The sequence below is a fragment of the Aeromonas sp. Lyrl_2 genome, from assembly GCF_051948815.1.
Taxonomy (GTDB): domain Bacteria; phylum Pseudomonadota; class Gammaproteobacteria; order Enterobacterales; family Aeromonadaceae; genus Aeromonas; species Aeromonas veronii.
Genome location: NZ_JAYJLJ010000022.1, coordinates 1 through 21,166, shown reverse-complemented (window position 1 = coordinate 21,166; position 21,166 = coordinate 1). Strand labels below are relative to the sequence as shown.

Here is a 21,166-nt window from a genome sequence, read left to right as displayed (position 1 = left end):
ATGGCACGTACAGAAGCGGCCATGATAACAGAAGCGGTGGATCAGCTCACGACAGTGAGGTTCATCCCCTGACGGTTGAGAGCGAGGTAATCAATGAGATCGTCATAGGCTAGCGGGCGGCTGAGCAGATAACCCTGGGTAAAGGCGCACCCTTTCTGGCAGAGGAAGTTGAGTTGCTCGCGGGTCTCTACCCCCTCGATCACCACCTGCATGCCGAGGTTGTGCACTATGTTGATGATGCCGTCGAGCAGCATCCTATCCTGCTCGTTGAAGGGGATATGGCGCACGAAGGAGCGGTCGATCTTGACCAGATCTACCGGGAAGGTGCGCAGATAGTTGAGGGCCGAGTAGCCGGTACCGAAATCGTCGATGGCCAGCTTGCAGCCCGCCTCGCGCAGGGCATCGATCCGCACCCTGTGCTGATCGCTGCTCTCCATCAGCAGAGATTCGGTGATTTCGATGACGATGTCGGCAGGATCGAGCCCGAAGTGCTGGATCACCTTGAGCCACTCGCTCGCCTCGGGGTCGATGGTCTGGAACTCCATGGTGGAACGGTTGATCGACATCTGCAGATCAGGGAAGCCGGATTGCTGCAACCGCGCCAGATCCCGGCACGATTGCCACAATACCAGCGCACCCAACCCCTGAATCAGACCTGCCTCTTCCGCCAGCGGAATAAACTCGGCAGGAGATACCTGCCCCCAGTGGGGGTGATACCAGCGCACCAGCGCCTCCAGCTTGGCGACCCGTCCGCTGCGATTGTCCCAGATCGGCTGGTAGGCCATGGTCAGCTGCTCCAGCTTGATCGCTTCGGCCAGATCCTGCTGCATCTGGTGGCGCTGGCGCACCTCTTCCCGCATGGATGAGCAGTAGGCTCCGAGCAACCGTCCCTGCCGCTTGGCCGCAAACAGCGCCTGTTCGGCATTTCGCAGCAGCTCGTCGCTCTCGCTGCCATCGACCGGACAGAGAGTCATGCCGATGGTCGCGGTCACATAGAGGTGCTGGTTGGCCAGCATAAAGGGGCGGGCGAAACTGCCGATCACCTGCTTGGCAAACACCTCGGCCTGACGGCGGGTGACGATGCCGGGCACCAGGAACGCGAACTCGTCGCCACCGATGCGGGCCACCAGATCTTCGGTGCGCACCCGGCTCACCAGTCGATCCGAGACCTCCCGCAGCAGGGCATCGCCAGCATGGTGATCCATGCTGTTGTTGACCGCCTTGAAGTTGTTGAGGTCGAGCACCATGAGCGCGAAGCGCTCGCCCCGCTCGCAGAAGCGGGTGAGGCAGCGGCCAAACAACCAGCGGTTGGGCAGGCTGGTGAGGTTGTCGTAGTTGGCCTGGGTCGCGATCTTCTGCTCGGCCACTTTGGTCTGGGAAAGATCGCTGAAAATGGCGATATATTGCTGAATTTTGCCGGCTTCGCGCAGGGTGCTGATCATCAGCTGCTGCGGATAGAGCTTGCCGTTCTTGCGCTTGTTCCACACCTCGCCACGCCACACCCCCACCCGCTCCAGCGCATGGTACATGTCGGCATAGAAGGTCTGATCGTGCAGCCCGGACTTGAGCATGCTGGGACGCTGGCCCCGCACCTCGTCGCTGCTGTAGCCGGTGATCTGCTCGAAGGCCGGGTTGACCGAGATGATGCGGCTGTCGGCATCGCACACCAGAATCGCTTCGGAGAGGTTGTCGTAGACCCGGTGAGAAAGCTTGAGCTGCTCCGCATGGCGCTTGAGGGGATCGATATTCTCCAGCAGCACCATCAGGTAGTCCGGCTGCTGCTGCTCGTCGCGGATCAGGGTGACAGTCACCCGCCCCCACAGGATCTCGCCCCCCTTGCAGAAGTAGCGCTTCTCCTGGGTGAAACTGCTGCGCTCGCCGCGCCGGATCTCTTCGTAGCACTCAAGGCTGCGCTGCCAATCCTCCGGGTGATTGATGTCGGAGATGGAGCGATGAAGCAGCTCGTCGAGGGGATAACCCAGCATCTTCTCGATGGCCGGGTTGGCCCAGAGAATGCGGCCGGTGAGATCGAGCTTGCCGATCCCCACCGGGGCCTGAAACAGCATGCTCTGCAGCACATGAGGGGTATCAGGCAAGAGTTGCGGCAGCTGGCGTTGCAGCATCAGCGCCAGTTCACGACCGGCCAGCGGCCCCAGCAACCGGAGCAGCCCCATCACCTTGGTCATATTGGCCTGCGGCTGACGATAGAGCAGGCAGCAGATACCTATGGTCCCGCCATCCGCATCCTTGAGGGCGATCCCGGCGTAGGCCTGGGCTTGCCACGCATCGGCAAGCGGCATCGCGGGGAACAGCTGCAACAGACGATCGCTGAACCAGGCTTCCCCCTCCTGCCAGGTAATGGCATCGGGAGAGTCAGTGATTGGCAGCGTCAAGGTATCGGGGTCAAGAGAGGAGGGATGGGCAGCCTGAACCGTAAGATGGGAAGCATTTGATTCCCTGCTGGCGATCAGGACGACATCAGCCATCACAGCAGCGGCGATTTCACTCACAAAGGTATCGAAATATCCCTGGCCGCTCGAATGAGCCAGACTTGAGATGATTTGATAGACGGAATCGAGTGCTCGCCTCATGGCAAGTGGCTTTCTCTCCTTGAAGGTTAGAACACGACTCTACTGAAGAGCTGTGAGCAGTGCAAATATGCAATCAGCAAGATATTAAAAAGCCTTGAAAAAAGGGACCAAAAGGTCCCTTTTTGTCGCAGAAATCACGACTCGATCCCACTATGCCGCAAAATAGTGTACCTGGTTGAAGCTCACACAGGCGGCGGGTCAGGAATCTCAGGCAGCGATCCCGCTGTGTCGCAACAGCGCATCCACCTTGGGCTCACGACCACGGAAGGCTCGGAACAGCTCCATCGGCTCCTTCGAGCCTCCCTTCTCCAGAATATTCTTCAGGAAGGATTGGCCGGTCGCCGGGTTGAAGATCCCCTCCTCCTCGAAGCGGGAGAAGGCATCGGCAGAGAGCACCTCAGCCCACTTGTAGCTGTAGTAGCCCGCCGCATAGCCGCCCGCGAAGATGTGGGAGAAGCTGTGCTGGAAGCGGTTGAACGCTGGCGGCGTCATCACAGCTACCTGACTGCGCACCTCATCCAGCAGCGCCGGAAGCTGTGCCGGATTGGCCGGATCAAACTCCTGATGGAGACGGAAGTCGAACAGGGCGAACTCCAGCTGGCGCAGCATCTGCATCGCCGCCTGGAAGTTGCGGGCGGTCAGCATCTTCTCCAGCAGATCGGCAGGCAACGGCTCGCCGGTCTCGTAGTGGCCGGAGATAAAGGCCAGCGCCTCGGACTCCCAGCACCAGTTCTCCAGGAACTGGCTCGGCAGCTCTACCGCATCCCAGGCCACGCCGTTGATACCGGCGACACCGGCCACATCGATGCGGGTCAGCATGTGGTGGATGCCGTGGCCAAACTCATGGAACAGGGTGACCACTTCGTTGTGGGTAAACAGCGCCGGTTTGCCATCCACCGGGCCGTTGAAGTTGCAGGTCAGGTAGGCCACCGGCTTTTGCAGCGAGCCATCCTGACGGTAGCGACGACCCAGACAGACATCCATCCAGGCCCCGCCCTGCTTGTGCTCGCGGGCGTAGAGGTCGAGATAGAAGCTGCCGCGCAGTTCGTCATCAGCGTCGAAGATATCGTAGAAGCGCACATCAGGGTGCCAGGTGTCGATGCCGAGGCGCTCGCGCACCTTCATGCCGAACACCCGCTTCACCACTTCGAACAACCCCTTCACCACCTTGCTGGCGGGGAAGTAGGGGCGCAGCTGCTCGTCGGAGATGGAGAACTTGTGCTGCTTGAGCTTCTCGGCGTAGTAGGCGAGATCCCAGGCGGCCAGCTCGCTCTGACCATGCTGCTCGGCGGCGAAGGCGCGAATCTCCTCCAGCTCGGCCTTGCCTTGCGGCAGGGATTTGGCCGCCAGATCGGTGAGGAAGCTCACCACCTGTTCGGTCTTGTCCGCCATCTTGGTGGCCAGGGAGAGCTCGGCATAGTTGGCGAACCCCAGCAACTGAGCCAGTTCGCGGCGCAGGGTGAGCAGCTCGCTCATGATGGCGGAGTTGTCCCACTTGCCCGCATTGGGGCCCTGATCGGAGGCGCGAGTGGTGAAGGCTTCGTACATCTCTGCCCGCAGCTCGCGGTTGTCGGCATACATCATCACCGGCAGATAAGAGGGGATATCCAGCGTGAACAGCCACCCCTCTTTGCCTTTAAGTTCAGCCATCTGACGGGCAGCGGCACGCACGCTGTCGGGCAGACCGGCCAGTTCGGCTTCATCGGCCACCAGCTTGTGCCAGCCCTGGGTTGCGTCCAGCACGTTGTTGCTGAAACGGGAGGCCAGCTCGGAGAGGCGGGCCTGAATCTCGCCGTAACGCTGCTGCGCCTCGGCAGGCAGACCGATACCGGAGAGGCGGAAGTCACGCAGGGTATTCTGGATCTCCTTGCGCTGGGCGCCGCTCAGCAGCGGGAAATCATCGCTCTGGGAGAGGGCCAGATAGGCCTGATAGAGCCCTTCATGCTGACCGACATAGGTCTGGAATTCGGAGAGCAGCGGCAGGCAGGCATCATGGGCCTCGCGCAGCGCTTCGCTGTTGAGTACGGAGTTGAGGTGGCTGACCGGTGACCAGATCCGTGACAGGCGGTCATTTACCTCTTCCAGCGGGGCAATCAGGCTATCCCAGGTATGGGGATCACGCTGGGCCAGCACATCGCTGATCTTCTGCTTGCAGTCAGCAATCGCCTGAATCACGGCAGGCTGAACCTGCTCCGGCTTGATCTGGCTGAAAGGGGGCAGCGAATCCATTGTCAGCAAAGGGTTATTCATCCCGGTTACCTCTTGTTTGGTCTTGAACAGACCGCTTTAGCAGCTCTGTATGGCTTTCTAACATGTGGCCAAGCCACGCAATAATCAAGCGGGAATCCGCCGCAACCCTGTACTTTTCCAGCCATTGCGACCCGGATCTCTGCCGTTGCTGCAGTTTTGCCATCAACAGCCAGTAACAGGATGAATCTGTGGGCCTTTTTTGGCTCTTATCGCTACTTTCAAGGGGCAAAAAGCCGCCATTTACCGGCGCTACAGCTGCCAGCCAAGTACAGTCATGCTCAATCATGGAAACGGAAAAAATGTGGTAGCTGTAACAAATTATCAATATTTTTCAGTCAATTAGAATCAAAACCAACTATTGATTAATTTATTTTCAAGCATCTATCATAGGCAACCTGCCATGCAGGTCACTTGATTCTCTGTGCTGCACAGAAATCGGGTGAAAAAGGCAAAGTGACCCGAAAGGGCGCGACGCAAAGCCACCGGTCTAAGGGAAAACACCTATGACAGCGGGGCTGCCCCCGGGAGCGTTCGGCCATAGCTGGACGCTCCGTTTGTACTGTATGGAGATATCAAGATGAACAAATTGAAGTTATCCCTGCTGGGCTGTCTGCTCGGCATGGGCGCCCCCATGGCATATGCCGCCAGTGCCGGTCAGGCGATGGTCAATCCCCAGTCCGGCGTAGTGGTCGGCTATTGGCACAACTGGTGTGACGGTTCGGGCTACAAGGGCGGTATCGCCCCCTGCGTCAAGCTCGACCAGGTCAACCCGCAATACAACGTGGTCGATGTCTCCTTCATGAAGGTGTATGGCAGCGATCCCATCCCCACCTTCAAACTCGACCCGGCTATCGGCATGAGCGAAAGCCAGTTTATCGAGCAGATTGCCGAGCTGAACCGTCAGGGCCGTTCCGTGCTGCTGGCGCTGGGCGGTGCCGATGCGCACATCGAGCTGCGCAAAGGTCAGGAGCAGGCCTTTGCCGACGAGATCATCCGTCTGGTGGAGACCTATGGCTTCGACGGGCTGGATATCGATCTGGAGCAGGCCGCCATCACCGCCGCCGACAACCAGACCGTGATCCCGGCAGCCCTGCGTCTGGTCAAGGATCACTACCGCGCCCAGGGGAAAAACTTCCTCATCACCATGGCGCCGGAGTTCCCCTATCTGACCCAGACTGGCGCCTACATCCCCTATATCCGCAATCTGGAAGGCTACTACGACTGGATCAACCCCCAGTTCTACAACCAGGGTGGTGACGGTATCTACATCGATGGGATCGGCTGGATTGCCCAGAACAACGATGCCCTGAAAGAAGAGTTCATCTACTACATGGCGGATTCGCTGAGCAACGGAACCCGCGGCTTCTACAAAATCCCCCATGACAAGCTGGTGTTCGGCATTCCGACCAACATCGACGCCGCCGCCACCGGCTATGTGCTGGATCCGCAGAAGCTCTACAACGCCTTCAACCGCCTGAAGAGCGAGGGGCAACCGCTGCGTGGCGTGATGACTTGGTCCATCAACTGGGACATGGGCCGCAACGCCGCCGGTCAGTCCTACAACGAATCCTTCATCAAGAGCTACGGCCCCTTCATCCACGATCAGGAGATCACGCCCCCGGTCGACAACGGCAAGCCGGTGTTCAGCGGCCTGAGCGATACCCGCATCAAGCAGGGTACCGCCTTTGATCCGCTGGCCGGTGTCAGCGCCAACGACAAGGAAGATGGTGACCTGACTGGCCAGATCCAGGTAGAAGGCTCGGTAGACAGCCAGCGCATCGGCCTCTACCCCCTCACCTACAAGGTGAGCGATCGCGACAACAACGTCACCGAGCAGGTACGTACCATCGAGGTCTACAGCATGAAGCCGGTGTTCAGCGGTGTCACCGACACCACGCTGGAACTGGGTACCGCTTTCGATCCGATGACCGGCGTCAGCGCCCATGATGAAGAAGATGGCGACCTGACCGCCCAAATCAAGGTCAGCGGCAACGTCGACAGCAGCAAGGTCGGCCGCTACACCCTCACCTATCAGGTGAGCGACAGCGCCGGTCAGCAGGTAACCCAGCAGCGCAACGTGACCGTCAGGGAGCAAGGCGCCGTCTGTGAAAACAGCTGGGATGCCAAGAAGGTCTACGTGGGCGGCGACATCGTCAGCCACAACGGCAAGAACTGGCTGGCAGGCTGGTGGACCCAGAACGAAGAGCCGGGCACCACGGGTGACTGGGGCGTCTGGCGCGTACAGGGCGACAGCGACTGCGGCGGCACAACGCCACCCGCCGAAGGCAGCAGCGACTTCACCGTCAGCGCCATGGGTTCCGACTACACCATAGTTAACGGTCAGGTCTCCATCCGCTTCAACATCACCACAGCCAACCCGGTGCAGATCTCTGCCACGCTGGAGCAGAACGGCCACAGCTATGGCAACACCACCAGTCTGGTGAACGGCACCAGCGCACTGGTTTTGCAGGGCAGCAATGTGACCGATGGTAGCTATGAAGTGGTGATCACCGGTCTGGCTGACGGCCAGCAGCCGGTGGTGCAGCGCTTCCCGGTTGCACTGACCGAAGAGAGCAGCAGCGGTGGCGAAGGTGACTACCCGGCCTACGCCCCCAACACCGGCTATCAGGCCGGTGATCGGGTCAGCAATGCCGGTGGCAACTACGAGTGCAAACCCTGGCCCTACAGCGGCTGGTGTGGCGGCTCGATCAGCCACTATGCGCCGGGTACTGGCAGCGCCTGGAGCGATGCCTGGATCAAGCTCTGACCTTGCCCCAACCACTAACGGGGGCCGACAGGCCCCCGCCCATATCCTGCCCGTCGGCCACGCTGCCGATGGGCAGGATGCACTGACCCGGACGGGTTAGCCTCTCTCTTTTACATGCTTGCCAACCACCAAAAAACATCCAACAACAACCAAGATAAGGAAATCACCATGCCAAGAACCACCAAGCTTGCCACCCTGCTCGGTTTGCTGCTATCGGCCCATGTCGTGGCCGATGAGCGCGAACAAGCCTATTTCAAACAAACCTATCAGGAGCACTACGAGCAGATGACGGCGCGCCTCGCCGCGCTGCATCAGAGTGCGGCTGACGAGCAGAACGTGATCATCAAGGATGGCAAGCGCCACCTTGCCATCAGCGGCCTGCTCTACCCGCTGACGGCGGACAACCACATCCTGTTTGATCTGCCCAAACCCCACTTTTTCGACGAAACAGCCATTCGTAACGTCTTTGATTTCTTTGATGAGGAGTGGGAGCTGACCTGGTACGACGGTGGGGTCGTAGCAGTCAACAAACGCTTTGGCAACTATGACTACGGCAACGGCTGTCTGCTGGAGTACTTCCCCCACGGCCAGATCCAGAATGGCGAACGCACCCGGGTGGTGATGGAGACCAGCTCCTGCAGCGTCAACTCGTTTGCCACCTCGCTGCAATATCTGGACAAAGGCGAGGAGCTGACGGCCGACCAGCTGGGGCTGGACGCCAGCCTGATCACGGCGGTCGAGCGCTATCAGGATCGGCTCTATGTCAGCCAGAACGGCAATCCGGGCCATGTGGCCATTATCGATATCCCGAGCCGCCAGCAGATTGGCGAGATCCGCGGCACCGAAACCGGCAGTGCCACGGCCTACAACCAGGTCAGCGAACTGTTTGTCCGCAACAACCTGCTCTACGTGGTCTCGCGCTACTCGCACCGGGTCGATATCTTCGATCTGGCCGATGAACATCGCCATGTCACCACCCTGGGAACCGGTCGGGATTCCGGCAGCAACAGCCTGCACCGCGCCCAGGCCGTCTTTGCCAATCAGGATTACGTGCTGGTGGCCGATGCGCTGAGCGAGATCAAGGTCTACCGCCAGCAGGATGTGACGCCAGAGAACAGCCTCCAGACCCCCATCGCCGGTCGGCTCGCCTTTGAAGGAAAATACAGCCACCGTCTGGTGCAACTCCATCAGGTGGGTGACTATCTCCTGGCCCACACCGCCGGCAAAAACTACTACATCTATGACCTGCGCAAACTGGCTGATGCCATCGCCAGCAACATCCCGCTGGCGCCTGAGCAGGTGATCGCCGACAGCAATCTGCAAAAAATCGACATGGATGGCGATCGGCTGGTGGTGAACTTCAAGGACCGCATCGAGTGGCATGATGCCGATACCCTGATCGCCAACGACTTTCAGTTCAAGCAACCGACCTTTACTGTCCGGGAGATCAACCAGCAGCCTGTAGCTGCGCTGAAAGATCTCCAGCTGGCGGGCTCGGCACTTATCACCGCCAACGAGCGCGGCCTGGGTTTCAACCAGCTGCTGAGCAAGGAGATCAGCTTCACGGCCGACGAGCAGTTGCCGGCTCGCCCGCTGATCTTCGATCAGCTGATGCCGGCCGCAGTCAGCTACATACTGCGCAATGACGAACCCTACGAGGTGCTGATCGATCGCGCCCAGCGTTCGGTCAACATCAATTCGCTGGTCAAGACCGAGCTGCTTGATAACGACACGGTGCGCATCACCAACTATGCCGCCAGAGAGCTGCATGACATCAATATCGAGTCACGCCTGAACGGTATCAACAAGTGGCTGATCCTGGGCCAGCTCGATCGCCTGCCCGCCTATGCCCAAATCACCCTGCCACTGAGCGCCTTTGGCGAGCAGGGACGCTTCAACAGCGCCAGCCGCGATGGTGTGTTTGATCTCAACAACCTGCTCGACAACAGCATCAATCTGCCAGCCCAGTTCGAGCACAGGTTCAGCTCCAACTCGGATCCGTTTGCCCAGAAGCTGGCACGCCTCAAGCCAAGCTGGAACGTGCGCTTCGCCACCAACACCAGCGGCTCCTGGCGCCCCATCAATGCCCTCTACGCCCGCGAGTGGCTGATCATCGCCACCAACCTGGCATACATGGTCTCGACCGAGGAGTTCAAACACGTCTGGTACAACTTCAAGGCGGTGAACGGCTACGAGATGTTCGGCAATGGCGGCAACAGCTATGTGCCAAACGGGATCTTTACGGCAGCCGATTATGACTACTACTACCACAGCCTGATGAAGCGCCCCTACCTCAACCTGGGGATCACCGCCATGGGGGGCGGGCTGGGGAGTGGTGGCATCACCGGGGTCGATACCTTTAACTTTGTCAGCCACTACTACGGCAGCTGGGGCATCATTGCCCACGAATTTGGCCATGGCTTCGATGGGAAGTCCTACAGCCATGAGAGCGCGTTTGCCCGTGGCAGCCATGGCTGGCATCCCCTGATGACGGGCATGGCCAACTACCATATCCGCAAGGGCGACCTGCCCTATCTGGACGATGATCTCAACGGTTTCCACAAGCCGGAAAACGACATCTATCGCTACAACTCGGTCAGCCAGGGGGCTCGCAAGCACCGCGCTGACAGCCACATGTACTATACCGACCACTACTTCATGCAATTCTCCACCATGCCGCAAGGCTGGGTAGCCAACGGCAGCGACTTCAGTGCCGGGCAGCTGGCAGCCCTGAACAATCAGGAGCGACTGCTGATGGGCTGGATCCCCAAGGAGTCGGAGAAAGGCAATCTCTGCCGGTTCACCTTCCAGGATGGCGAGCAGTACTACGGCTACGTCGAACAGCAGGCTGATGGTCTGCTCTGTGATGCCGGATCCCTGATCCGTTATCGACAGCCCGATGGCCAGTTTGTGCCGCTGGTCTCGGCCATCAACCAGTTTGACTGGCTGTCACTCCACCACAAGGGCAAGCTGGATCAGCCAGTGCTGCACCAGAATGGTCGCCAGCTCTGCTACAAGAATGTGGCGGGCTTTTACGGTATCGGCTTCGTCAATGACAACAAACAGTGCACCCAGTTGCCCAGCGTCTATCAGACCAATGGCAAGCACTGGCTGACCAGCTCCGGCTGGACCGGTCTGACCTACCTGAGCGGAGACTTCATCCTGCCCACGACCGGTAGCAGCAGTGACTTCACCGTCACCGATCTGGCGGCCGAATATCTCATCGTCAACGGCGCGATCGACTTCAGCCTCACGCTGACCACCGCCAACCCGGTGACCGTCACCGCGACCCTGTTGCAAGATGGCAATCCGGTCGCCACCGGCAGCGCCCTGATCGATGGTCAGGGTTCCCTGCAACTGGCACAGTCGGGCCTTACGACAGGCAGTTACGAGCTGCTGTTGGCGGGCATGGCAGAGGGGAGCAAGCAGGGCTTCGAGCGCCGCTTCACCCTGGCATTGGTGGAACAGGCTCCGGGGAGTGACAGTGACGGTGGTAACGGCAGCTACCCGGCCTATGTTGCGGGCACCGCTTATCAGAGTGGCGAACGGGTCAGCAACGCCGGTGGCAACTACGAGTGCAAACCCTGGCCCTACAGCGGCTGGTGTGGCGGCTCGATCAGCCACTATGCGCCGGGTACCGGCAGCCACTGGAGTGATGCCTGGATCAAGCTGTAATCAGCCGCTCGTGACCAAAAGAGAGCCATAACGACAGAGGGGGAGCCATCGGCTCCCCCTCTCGTTTATCTCTTCAACCCGGCTTAACGGGCATCTTCTTTCAGCCACTGCGCTACGCGCTTGGCGAAGTAGGTGAGGATGCCATCGGCCCCGGCCCGCTTGAAGCAAAGCAGAGACTCCATGATGGTCTCCTTCTCTTTCAGCCAGCCGTTCTGGATCGCCGCCATGTGCATGGCGTACTCGCCGCTCACCTGATAGGCAAAGGTCGGCACGCCGAACTGATCCTTCACCTGACGAACCACGTCCAGATAGGGCATGCCCGGCTTGACCATCACGCTGTCGGCCCCTTCCTGAATATCCAGCGCCACTTCGTGCAGGGCTTCGTTGCTGTTGGCCGGGTCCATCTGATAGGTAGCCTTGTTGCTCTTGCCAAGGTTGCCGGCAGAGCCAACCGCATCGCGGAACGGGCCGTAGTAGCAGGAGGCGTACTTGGCGGAGTAGGCCATGATCTGGGTGTTGATGAAGCCGTTCTCTTCCAGCGCGGCGCGGATGGCACCGATGCGGCCATCCATCATGTCGGACGGCGCGACTATATCGACCCCGGCTTCGGCGTGGGAGAGTGCCTGCTTGATCAGGATCTCGGTGGTGATGTCGTTCAGCACATAGCCTTCGTCATCGATGATGCCGTCCTGCCCGTGGGTAGTGAACGGATCGAGCGCCACGTCGGTGATGACCCCGAGCTCCGGGAAGCGGGCCTTGAGGGCACGCACGGTGCGCTGAGCCAGCCCGTTCGGGTTGTAGGCCTCTTCCGCCATCAGGCTCTTGCTCTCCAGTGGAGTGACCGGGAACAGGGCAATAGCAGGTACGCCCAGCTCCACCAGCTCGGCGGCTTCCTCCAGCAGCAGATCGATGGAGAGACGCTCCACCCCCGGCATGGAGGGAACGGCTTCCCGACGGTTCTCCCCCTCCAGCACGAACACCGGATAGATGAGATCGTTGACGGTCAGTACGTTCTCGCGCACCAGACGACGGCTGAAATCATGTTTGCGCAGACGGCGCAGGCGGCGGCCCGGAAAGGCGCCCGGAAGAGTTGTAGCCATGAATCACTCCTGGAGAGGAAGTTGGAAGAACGCGGCGGAGGTGGCCCGGGTATGGGCTAGCAAGGCCTCGGGCGCTTCACCACGACAGGCCGCCACCACCTGGGCGATGTGCGGCAAAAAAGCGGGTTCGTTGCGTTTCGGGCGCGGTTTCAGGTCCCGCGGCACCAGATAGGGGGCATCGGTCTCGATCATCAGCCGACCGGCCGGAATGCGAGCCACCTGTTCGCGCAGCAGCTGACCGCGGCGCTCGTCGCAGAGCCAGCCGGTCACCCCGATATGCAGCCCCAGCGCCAGACACTCGTCCAGCTCCTCGTCGGAACCGGTGAAGCAGTGCAGCACGGCTCCCGGCAGTCTGGGCAACCAGGGACGGAGGATCTCGATAAAACGGGCGTGGGCATCGCGACAGTGGAGAAACACCGGCATCCCGAGCTCATCAGCCAGTGCCAGCTGGGCGTCGAATACCGCATCCTGCACCGGGCGGGGGGAGAAGTCGCGGTTGTAGTCGAGGCCGCACTCGCCAATAGCCACCACCTGCGGCAAGGCTGCCAGCTCGCGCAGGGCGGGCAGGGTCGCCGCATCGACACTCTTGGCATCGTGAGGGTGTACCCCGGCGGTGGAGAAGCAGTAGCCCGGCCAGCGGGCGGCCAACTCTGCGCTCTCGCGGCTGCCGTCCAGATCGGTACCGGTCAGGATCAGCGCTTCCACTCCGGCGGCACGGGCACGGGCCACCAGCTCAGCCTGCTCGCCGGCGAACTGGCTGCTGGTCAGGTTTAAACCGATATCGATCATGGGATGAGACGTTCCGAACAAAAGGAATGCATATCAGGTATTTGAAAACCATCTACCGAATGGGGTCTTACCATACGCCTCGAACGGGAGCATGAAAAGAGGAAGGGAGCCTCAGCTCCCCTCGTTCTGCCATTCCTGCGGACTTCGTCATCCTCTCGCCGTCCGGCAAACAGGTGACGAACAGAGCCTCAGCTCTCCCCATCCGGTTGTTCCTCATCCTCTTTTTTCACGTAGAAGCGGGCGAAGAACAGACCTATCTCCCACAGCGCCCACATCGGAATGGCGAGCAGGGTCTGGGAGAAGACATCAGGCGGCGTCAGCAGCATGCCGACCACAAACACCCCGACGACAACGTAAGGACGTTTCTCCTTCAGGTTTTGCGGTGTGGTCACGCCAGTCCAGCAGAGCAGTATGGTGGCCACCGGAATTTCGAACGCCACCCCGAACGCGAAGAACAGGGTCAGTACGAAGTCCAGATAGCTGGCGATGTCGGTCGCCACCGTCACCCCGGCAGGGGCGGTACTGGTGAAGAAACCGAACACCAGCGGGAACACCACGTAGTAGGCGAACGCCATGCCCGCATAGAACAGCAGGGCACTGGAGACCACCAACGGCATGATCAGCCGCCGCTCATGCTGGTACAGACCGGGGGCGATAAAGGCCCAGGCCTGATAGAGCAGATAGGGGATCGCCACGAAGAAGGAGACCACCAGGGTCAGCTTGATCGGCGTCAGGAAGGGGGTCGCCACATCCGTCGCGATCATGCTGGTCCCTTCCGGCAGCTGGCTGAGCAGCGGCTGGGCCACGAAGTCGTAGATGTTGTTGGAGAAGTAGATCAGCGCCAGAAACACCACCAGAATGGCGGTAATGGAGCGCAGCAAGCGGGTTCTCAGCTCAACCAGATGGCTGATCAGGGGTTGTTCGGCCTGACTCATGGCTTCACCTCCCCTTTTACTGCGGAATCGCTGACCGGCACCGGCTCACTCTCTCGCTGGCTATTGACCGGCGGCACGTCGTGGCTCAGCAGCACCGCAGGCTCCACCGGCGTGGCAGGCTCAGCCTGGGCGACCGGCTCGGGGCGCGGCGGACGGATCTCGTTCTCCACCTGATAGGGGCGATTGACCGACTGGGCCGCCGCCTTGAGCTGTTCGATGGACTCCTGCAGCTCGGGGCTCAGGTTGCTCATCTGCAACTGTTCGGCCTTCTTGAGGTCGTTATGCAGCTCTTGCAACTTGAGCTCCTGCTCCAGCTCGGACTTGACCGAGTTCGCGGTCGAACGAATGAGGCGGATCCAGTGGGTAGCCGTGCGGATGGCAACCGGCAGCCGCTCGGGCCCCAGTACCACCAGTGCTACCACACCGATAACGACCAGCTCCCAAAAACCGATATCGAACATGGCTTAGGCCTGGTCTTTGTCTTTCTGTTTGGCGGTCTCACTGCTCTGAGTGGCCGCTTCGTTCAGCTGTTTCGGGGGAAACTCGGCATCTTTCTGCTCGGCCTTGGCATCAGCCGGCTCGTCGGAGAGGGCTTTCTTGAACCCTTTGACCGCCGCACCCAGATCACCGCCAATACCGCGCAGTTTCTTGGTACCGAACAGCAGCACGACGATGACTGCAATGATCAACAATTGCCAAATACTGATACCACCCATGATTTTCTCTCCAGAACAGGCGCCTGACGGCGCGGTTGTTGATTAATGGGAACGGGTTCGCAACCAGCCGACCAGCCAGCAGAGGGCTGCACCGGCGAGACTGGCTTGTCCCCACTCAATGTGTTGTTTTTGGGTCAGCAAGAATACACCCGCCAATAGCAGGCTGGCTCCAACCCCTAAGAGGTAGCGGGCCTGCCCCTGTCGACGGCTGTGACGGCGGAACTCGGCAAACATCTGGTCGAAATGACGCTGCTGATGACGGGTCTGGCGCAGGGTCTCATAGACCAGCTCCGGCAGCTCCGGCAGCTTCTCGGCCCAGAATGGCGCCTTCTCCTTGATGGCGTTCAATACCGACTTGGGCCCCACCTGTTCGTGCATCCAGTTTTCGAGGAACGGCTTGGCGGTCTGCCACAAATCGAGCTGCGGGTAGAGCTGACGCCCCAACCCTTCCACATAGAGCAGGGTCTTTTGCAGCAGCACCAGCTGTGGCTGCACCGTCATATGGAAGCGGCGGGCAGTGTTGAACAGATTGAGCAGCACGTGACCGAACGAAATTTCGGAGAGCGGCTTCTCGAAGATGGGCTCCAGCACGGTGCGAATGGCAAACTCGAACTCGTCCACCTTGGTGTCTGCCGGTACCCAGCCCGACTCCACGTGCAGCTCTGCCACCCGGCGATAGTCACGGTTAAAGAAGGCGAGGAAGTTCTCCGCCAGATAGCGTTTGTCTTCCCGATTGAGGGTACCGACGATGCCGCAGTCGATGCCGATCCAGAGCGGGTTTTCCGGATGTTCGTAAGAGACGAAGATGTTGCCCGGGTGCATATCGGCATGGAAGAAGCTGTCGCGGAACACCTGGGTGAAGAAGACCTCCACCCCGCGCTCGGCCAGCAGCTTCATATTGGTGCCGTTGGCTTCCAGCGCTGGAATGTCGGAGACCGGGATACCGTAGATGCGCTCCATCACCAGCACCTGCTCGCGGCAGAGATCCGTGATGATTTCAGGCACATAGAGCGCCTCGGAGCCGGTGAAGTTGCGGCGCAGCTGGATAGCGTTGGCCGCTTCGCGCATCAGATTGAGCTCGTCGAGGATGGTCTTGCGATACTCCTCCACCACCTCGATGGGGCGCAGTCGCGCGCTCTGGGGCACGAAGCGGGCCACCAGACGGGCCAGCGCCTGCATCAACCGCAGGTCGGCCTCGATGACCGGCTCGATGTCGGGACGGATCACCTTGATGACGATCTCGCGGCCACTCTCCTTCAGGCGGGCGGTATGCACCTGCGCGATGGAGGCCGACGCCAGCGGCGTCTCGTCAAAGTCATCAAACAGGGTTTCGATGGGACAACCCAGGCTCAGCTCGATCTGCTGGCGCGCAGCCTGACCACAGAAGGGGGGCACCCTGTCCTGCAGCAGGGCCAGCTCCTCGGCGATATCCGGCGGCAGCAGGTCGCGGCGGGTCGAGAGCATCTGGCCAAACTTGATGAAGATGGGGCCAAGAGCCTCGAAGGCGAGGCGGATGCGGGCACCGCGGCTGAGTTCCGGTTGCTTGTTCTTGAGCCAGAACAGGGAGCGACGGGCCAGACGACCCGGCCAGGGTTGATAGCGGGCGGGCACCAGTTCGTCGATGCCCTGCTCCAGCAGGATGGTGATGATGCGATAGAGGCGTTTGAACTCCTTCGGGGTCATCAGGTCACCTGCTGTTCGAAGCGGGCCAGCCGCAGTTCGACGGCCTTGAGCTGCTGGGCCAGCACCTCGACGTCATCGTTGAAGCTCGCCACTTCCAGCGGGCCGGGCGCGAGGCGGGCCTCTTCGGTCAGATATTCCGCCAGCTGGCTGCGGGTACGGCACAGCTCGCGGCCGACCAGACGACGCGCCTGACGGGCACCGCTGAACAGGGTGTGGGCAACGACATCGCCGGTATAGCGCGACAGCTCCTCTTCCCAGTCGATATCCAGCTCACCCAGCAGCACGCTGAATGCCTGCACCAGCTGGGGATCACCGCTCAGATCCAGCTTCTCCTCGCGGATATAACGGGTCAGGGCGGACGGGTCTTTCAGCAAACCGAGGGCGGTCAGCGACAGACTGAGCACCGCATCGGCCTCCCCTTCATGCTGGGCCAGCACATCCAGCCGACGCTCGGAGAAGACGAACCAGAGCGGCTTGAGTTCACGCAGCTCCAGCTTTAGCACCTTGCCCACCAGTTTGCGCAGCCGCTCCGGACTCTGTTTGTCCAGCGCCAGCAACTGGTTGAGGCTGGTTTCGATCACCGCGGTGACCATGGCATCCATCGGCATAGGCAACCTTAAAACTTGTAACCGCGGTGCAGGGCGACCACACCCTGAGTCAGATTGAAGTACTCCACCTGCTCGAACCCGACATTTTCCATCATGCCGGCCAGGGTCTGCTGATCCGGGTGCATGCGGATGGACTCTGCCAGATATTTGTAGCTTTCACTGTCGTTCGCGACGATTTCGCCCATTTTCGGCAGCAGTTTGAAGGAGTAGAGGTCATAGAGCTTGGCGATCACTTCGCTGACCGGCTTGGAGAACTCCAGCACCAGCAGACGGCCACCCGGCTTGAGCACCCGGAACATGGAGGCGAGCGCCTTGTCCTTGTCGGTGACGTTGCGCAGGCCGAAGCCGATGGTGATGACGTCGAAGTGGTTATCCGGGAAGGGGAGCGCCTCGGCATTGGCCTGCACGTAGGAGACGTTGTTGGCGACCCCCAGATTGCGCAGCTTGTCGCGGCCCACTTTCAGCATGGAGTCGTTGATATCCGCCAGCACCACCTGACCGGTCTCGCCGACGATGCGGGAGAACTTGGCGGTCAAGTCACCGGTACCACCGGCCAGATCCAGCACCTTCTGGCCCTTGCGCACACCGGAACAGTCGATGGTGAAGCGCTTCCACAGGCGGTGGATGCCGAACGACATCAGATCGTTCATCAGATCATACTTGGCTGCCACCGAATGGAAGACACCTGCTACCAGAGTTTCCTTCTCGGTCGCGGCCACGGTTTTAAAGCCAAAATGCGTTGTCGTTGCTTGTTCTGACATCCCTTAAACACCCATAGAGCAAAGAATGGCCGCCAGTTTACCAGAGCCACTGGCGTCCGGACACCTTAAACCCGGCTCGCAACCAACTGCATGCCCAGCACCACCATGGCCAGACAGAGGAAGAGATTGAGACCGATATTGAGCAGCGCTTTCAGATAGGCTCCATGTTGAGCCAGCACTACCGTATCGAGGGCAAAGGAAGAAAACGTGGTCAGGGCACCGAGGATCCCCACCATCAGCAGCGGCTTCATCGGGTGCTCTACCACATGACCATGACTGATGAGGGCGAATGCCACCCCCATGATGAAAGAGCCCACCACGTTGACCACCAGAGTCCCGTAAGGAAAGTGGCGCCCCAGCAGCAAGGCCATCAGTTCGGCAATCCCAAAACGAAGGCAGGCGCCGATGGCGCCCCCTGCAGCAACATAGAACCAGGTTTGCATGGTGTCACTCCCTCAGGGTCAGACCGCCATTATGTCGCAATGGCGGCCCTTGTGCCCAGAGGCGGAACTAATCGTCATCCAGCCTGATTGAAATCTCAGCGGCGAAAATCGATGGACTCGGGCTGACCCAGCACGATCTCGGTCTGGGCCGGGCGGGTCTGGGCAATCACCTTGCCGTGACGGATCGAGTAACGCACCGGCACCTGACGGCGCACCGCATCGAAGCCGTTCTCGGCGGGCAGGATCAACAGGTTGGCCGGTTTGCCCACCTCGATACCATAGCGATCCTGCACATTCAGGGTGCGGGCGCTGTGGCTGCTGATCAGCTTCAGACCGTCGTTGATCTGCTCGTAACCCATGATCTGGCAGACATGCAGCCCCATGTGCAGCACTTGCAACATGTTGGCGGTGCCCATGGGATACCAGGGATCGAACACGTCGTCGTGACCGAAGCAGACGTTGATGTTCGCCTCCAGCATCTCCTTCACCCGGGTAATACCGCGACGTTTGGGATAGGTATCGAACCGTCCCTGCAGGTGAATGTTCACCAGCGGATTGGCCACGAAGTTGATGTCTGCCATCTTGAGCAGACGGAACAGGCGGGAAGCATAGGCGCCGTTGTAAGAGTGCATGGCGGTGGTGTGACTGGCCGTCACCCGATGGCCGATCCCCCGCTCGTAGGCCTGGGTCGCCAGCGTCTCGATAAAGCGAGACTGTTCATCATCGATCTCGTCGCAGTGCACATCGACCAGAACCTGATACTTCTCGGCAAGATCGAAGATGTAGTGCAGACTTTCGACCCCATATTCCCGGGTAAACTCAAAGTGGGGGATCGCGCCAATCACGTCGGCACCCAGCTTGAGTGCCTCCTCCAGCAGTGCCTTGCCATTCGGGTAGGAGAGGATCCCCTCCTGCGGGAAGGCAACGATCTGCAGCTCTACCCACTCCTTCATCTCCTCCCGCACTTCCAGCATCGCCTTGAGCGCGACCAGATTGGGATCGGAGACATCGACGTGAGTACGGACAAACTGGATGCCGTTGGCGATCTGCCACTTCAGCGTCTGGATGGCGCGCTGTTTCACATCCTCATGGGTCAGCAGCGCCTTGCGCTCGGCCCAGCGCTCGATCCCCTCGAACAGGGTGCCGGAGAGGTTCCAGCTCGGCTCGCCCGCCGTCTGGGTGGTATCGAGGTGAATGTGGGGTTCGATAAAGGGAGCGATCGCCAGACCGCCCTCCCCGTCCAGCACCCGACCGGCGACGGCATGTTCGTCATGGGGTTCGATGGCGGTGATGACCCCATCCTGACAGCGGATCTGCCACAACCCTTCCCGATCGGCCAAACGAATATGTTGAATCAGCATTTGCTAGCTTCCTGTACCAGAACCGGCCGCTGGGTGAGGCGAACCAGAATGAAATAGGTGAAGGCGGCGCCCAATACCGCGTTGAGTGGCACTATGCCCGGCAGCCACTTGCCGACAGCCACCCCGACTGCCGTGGCAACCAGCGCCTGCCAGCGCACCGTCTCGAACTGCTGATCGGCAAACTGACGGTAACGCTCACGATTGAGCAGGAAATCCATGATGATAATGCCACCGATCGGCGGAATTGCCGTACTCAAAAAGGCCAGCCAGCCGACAAAGTTGTTGTAAAGCCAGAGGGCGCAAGCCGTACCGATGAGGCCGTTGATCACACTGAGCGGCTTGCTCTTGAGGCCGGTAATGTTGGCAAAACCGAGGCCGGAGGCATAGAGCGCGTTGTCGTTGGTGGTCCAGATATTGAGGCCCAGCACCAGAATGGCGGGGATCAGCAGTCCCTGCATCAGCATCACTTCCGAGATATCGGCCTGACCGGTCACGGCCGCACCGGCTGCGCCGAAGACGAACATCAGAGTGTTGCCCAAAAAAAACGCCACCATGGTAATCATGACGGCGCCCCAGGGTTTGCGACCAAAGCGAACAAAGTCGGCGGTCAGGGTTCCTGCACTGATAAAGGAACCAACCACCATGGTCAACGCCGTGGTGAACTCGATGGGATTGCTTGGTTGTACCTGCTGCAGTGCAGCCATGCCACCGGTCGAGGTCACCGCCAGCCAGACCGAGTAGCCACCGAGCAGGGCGATAGCCGGCACGGCCACAAAGCTCAGCACCATCAGGGCGGAGATGCCGAAGTAGACGGTCACCGTCATCAACATGCCCGAAATGGCGATCAGCCAGTTCACATCTATGCCGGTCGCCTTCTGCACCGGCAGGGCAAACATCGCCACGCCAACGCCAAACCAGCCGACCTGAGTACCGCCGAGCAGCAGGGATGGCAGCCAGGAACCTTTCACCCCAAAGGAGTAACGAGCCAGCAGATGGGTAGAGAGGCCGGTTGAGGCACCGATATAACCGAGACAAGCGGTGTAGATACCCAGCAACAAGTTGCCGATCAGTACCGCCTTGATGAAGTCATCGAATACCAGCCCGGTACCAAGCGCACCACCGGTCCACATGCTGGCAGAGAAGAAGGTCAGGCCGAGCATCACCAGCATCAGCGAAAGCACACCTTTGCGCCCTTTGGCGGGTACCGCCCCCAAACAGTATTCGTTATCCTGCGCCATGCTCTCTCTCCACGTAATAGGCAAAACGCGCCGGATTTTACATGTAAAACGTTTTACGTCAATCGATCATGGTTAAATCTCTGGATAAAACCATCAATAGCAGTCAAATGAGTAACACATTAGGACTCAAACCAGCAGATAAACAGTGTCGACTGCAAGCAGAGGGGGTTGCGGGAATGGGAATGTAAGGGGATATCACAAAAATGACAGATGCAAAAAAGCCTCCCTTTTCAGGGAGGCTTTCTATTT

15 protein-coding genes and 1 riboswitch are annotated in these 21,166 nt (G+C 60.0%); of the genes, 2 read left to right on the top strand and 13 right to left on the bottom strand.

Annotated features, from left to right (window positions below):
• Positions 1-41: 41 nt before the first annotated feature.
• Together VF684_RS17280 and prlC are read right to left on the bottom strand one after the other, a co-directional pair.
• Positions 42-2,591 (bottom strand): putative bifunctional diguanylate cyclase/phosphodiesterase, encoded by a 2,550-nt coding sequence (locus tag VF684_RS17280; protein WP_019446319.1) that lies wholly within the window; start codon positions 2,589-2,591, stop codon positions 42-44.
• A 207-nt stretch (positions 2,592-2,798) separates the two neighbouring features.
• Positions 2,799-4,841, bottom strand: coding sequence for an oligopeptidase A (gene prlC / locus VF684_RS17275; protein ID WP_042054692.1), 2,043 nt, complete (start codon positions 4,839-4,841; stop codon positions 2,799-2,801).
• A gap of 437 nt (positions 4,842-5,278) precedes the next feature.
• Positions 5,279-5,364: riboswitch (cyclic di-GMP riboswitch) on the top strand.
• Between the two features lie 54 nt (positions 5,365-5,418).
• On the opposite strand from prlC, the gene VF684_RS17270 reads away from it, so the two are divergent.
• Entirely contained in the window at positions 5,419-7,608 is a 2,190-nt protein-coding gene (locus VF684_RS17270) for an immunoglobulin-like domain-containing protein (RefSeq protein ID WP_139440694.1), read from the top strand.
• A gap of 168 nt (positions 7,609-7,776) precedes the next feature.
• Positions 7,777-11,283 (top strand): hypothetical protein, encoded by a 3,507-nt coding sequence (locus VF684_RS17265; protein WP_139440695.1) that lies wholly within the window; start codon positions 7,777-7,779, stop codon positions 11,281-11,283.
• Between the two features lie 83 nt (positions 11,284-11,366).
• On the opposite strand, the gene hemB is transcribed toward VF684_RS17265, so the two are convergent.
• The 11 genes from hemB to codB form a co-directional block, all read right to left on the bottom strand.
• Positions 11,367-12,383: a porphobilinogen synthase gene (gene hemB / locus VF684_RS17260; RefSeq protein WP_005357271.1), complete on the bottom strand. Its 1,017-nt coding sequence runs from the start codon at positions 12,381-12,383 to the stop codon at positions 11,367-11,369.
• Positions 12,384-12,386: 3 nt separating this feature from the next.
• Entirely contained in the window at positions 12,387-13,172 is a 786-nt protein-coding gene (locus tag VF684_RS17255) for a TatD family hydrolase (RefSeq protein WP_139440696.1), read from the bottom strand.
• 188 nt (positions 13,173-13,360) lie between these two features.
• The gene (gene tatC / locus VF684_RS17250; RefSeq protein WP_139440697.1) at positions 13,361-14,107 is read right to left on the bottom strand and encodes a twin-arginine translocase subunit TatC; all 747 of its coding nucleotides are present in this window, start codon (positions 14,105-14,107) and stop codon (positions 13,361-13,363) included.
• Positions 14,104-14,568: a Sec-independent protein translocase protein TatB gene (tatB, locus tag VF684_RS17245; RefSeq protein ID WP_139440698.1), complete on the bottom strand. Its 465-nt coding sequence runs from the start codon at positions 14,566-14,568 to the stop codon at positions 14,104-14,106. Before tatB ends, tatC begins: the two co-directional genes overlap by 4 nt.
• A gap of 3 nt (positions 14,569-14,571) precedes the next feature.
• A complete protein-coding gene (tatA, locus tag VF684_RS17240) occupies positions 14,572-14,823 on the bottom strand; it encodes a Sec-independent protein translocase subunit TatA (protein WP_005339385.1) in 252 nt (83 codons plus the stop codon).
• Positions 14,824-14,865: 42 nt separating this feature from the next.
• On the bottom strand, positions 14,866-16,506 hold the full coding sequence (gene ubiB, locus VF684_RS17235) for a ubiquinone biosynthesis regulatory protein kinase UbiB (RefSeq protein ID WP_113740660.1): 1,641 nt from the start codon (positions 16,504-16,506) through the stop codon (positions 14,866-14,868).
• Positions 16,506-17,114, bottom strand: a complete 609-nt coding sequence (locus tag VF684_RS17230; RefSeq protein ID WP_021230987.1) for a ubiquinone biosynthesis accessory factor UbiJ — start codon at positions 17,112-17,114, stop codon at positions 16,506-16,508. Before VF684_RS17230 ends, ubiB begins: the two co-directional genes overlap by 1 nt.
• A gap of 8 nt (positions 17,115-17,122) precedes the next feature.
• On the bottom strand, positions 17,123-17,875 hold the full coding sequence (gene ubiE, locus VF684_RS17225; RefSeq protein WP_005342396.1) for a bifunctional demethylmenaquinone methyltransferase/2-methoxy-6-polyprenyl-1,4-benzoquinol methylase UbiE: 753 nt from the start codon (positions 17,873-17,875) through the stop codon (positions 17,123-17,125).
• Between the two features lie 65 nt (positions 17,876-17,940).
• Positions 17,941-18,318, bottom strand: coding sequence for a fluoride efflux transporter CrcB (crcB, locus tag VF684_RS17220; protein ID WP_005339378.1), 378 nt, complete (start codon positions 18,316-18,318; stop codon positions 17,941-17,943).
• A 95-nt stretch (positions 18,319-18,413) separates the two neighbouring features.
• Complete coding sequence (locus tag VF684_RS17215) at positions 18,414-19,679, bottom strand: cytosine deaminase (RefSeq protein ID WP_440174351.1); 1,266 nt, start codon at positions 19,677-19,679, stop codon at positions 18,414-18,416.
• The gene (codB, locus tag VF684_RS17210) at positions 19,673-20,917 is read right to left on the bottom strand and encodes a cytosine permease (protein WP_139410868.1); all 1,245 of its coding nucleotides are present in this window, start codon (positions 20,915-20,917) and stop codon (positions 19,673-19,675) included. The genes VF684_RS17215 and codB overlap by 7 nt, the downstream gene beginning before the upstream one ends.
• Between the last annotated feature and the right edge of the window lie 249 nt (positions 20,918-21,166).

Coding starts and splice junctions, on each gene's coding strand:
- hemB (WP_005357271.1), bottom strand. CDS start 12,383: ATGGCTACAACTCTTCCGGGCGCCTTTCCGGGCCGCCGCCTGCGCCGT.
- VF684_RS17265 (WP_139440695.1), top strand. CDS start 7,777: ATGCCAAGAACCACCAAGCTTGCCACCCTGCTCGGTTTGCTGCTATCG.
- VF684_RS17255 (WP_139440696.1), bottom strand. CDS start 13,172: ATGATCGATATCGGTTTAAACCTGACCAGCAGCCAGTTCGCCGGCGAG.
- tatC (WP_139440697.1), bottom strand. CDS start 14,107: ATGAGTCAGGCCGAACAACCCCTGATCAGCCATCTGGTTGAGCTGAGA.
- prlC (WP_042054692.1), bottom strand. CDS start 4,841: ATGAATAACCCTTTGCTGACAATGGATTCGCTGCCCCCTTTCAGCCAG.
- VF684_RS17215 (WP_440174351.1), bottom strand. CDS start 19,679: ATGCTGATTCAACATATTCGTTTGGCCGATCGGGAAGGGTTGTGGCAG.
- VF684_RS17280 (WP_019446319.1), bottom strand. CDS start 2,591: ATGAGGCGAGCACTCGATTCCGTCTATCAAATCATCTCAAGTCTGGCT.
- tatA (WP_005339385.1), bottom strand. CDS start 14,823: ATGGGTGGTATCAGTATTTGGCAATTGTTGATCATTGCAGTCATCGTC.
- ubiB (WP_113740660.1), bottom strand. CDS start 16,506: ATGACCCCGAAGGAGTTCAAACGCCTCTATCGCATCATCACCATCCTG.
- VF684_RS17230 (WP_021230987.1), bottom strand. CDS start 17,114: ATGCCGATGGATGCCATGGTCACCGCGGTGATCGAAACCAGCCTCAAC.
- crcB (WP_005339378.1), bottom strand. CDS start 18,318: ATGCAAACCTGGTTCTATGTTGCTGCAGGGGGCGCCATCGGCGCCTGC.
- VF684_RS17270 (WP_139440694.1), top strand. CDS start 5,419: ATGAACAAATTGAAGTTATCCCTGCTGGGCTGTCTGCTCGGCATGGGC.
- tatB (WP_139440698.1), bottom strand. CDS start 14,568: ATGTTCGATATCGGTTTTTGGGAGCTGGTCGTTATCGGTGTGGTAGCA.
- ubiE (WP_005342396.1), bottom strand. CDS start 17,875: ATGTCAGAACAAGCAACGACAACGCATTTTGGCTTTAAAACCGTGGCC.
- codB (WP_139410868.1), bottom strand. CDS start 20,917: ATGGCGCAGGATAACGAATACTGTTTGGGGGCGGTACCCGCCAAAGGG.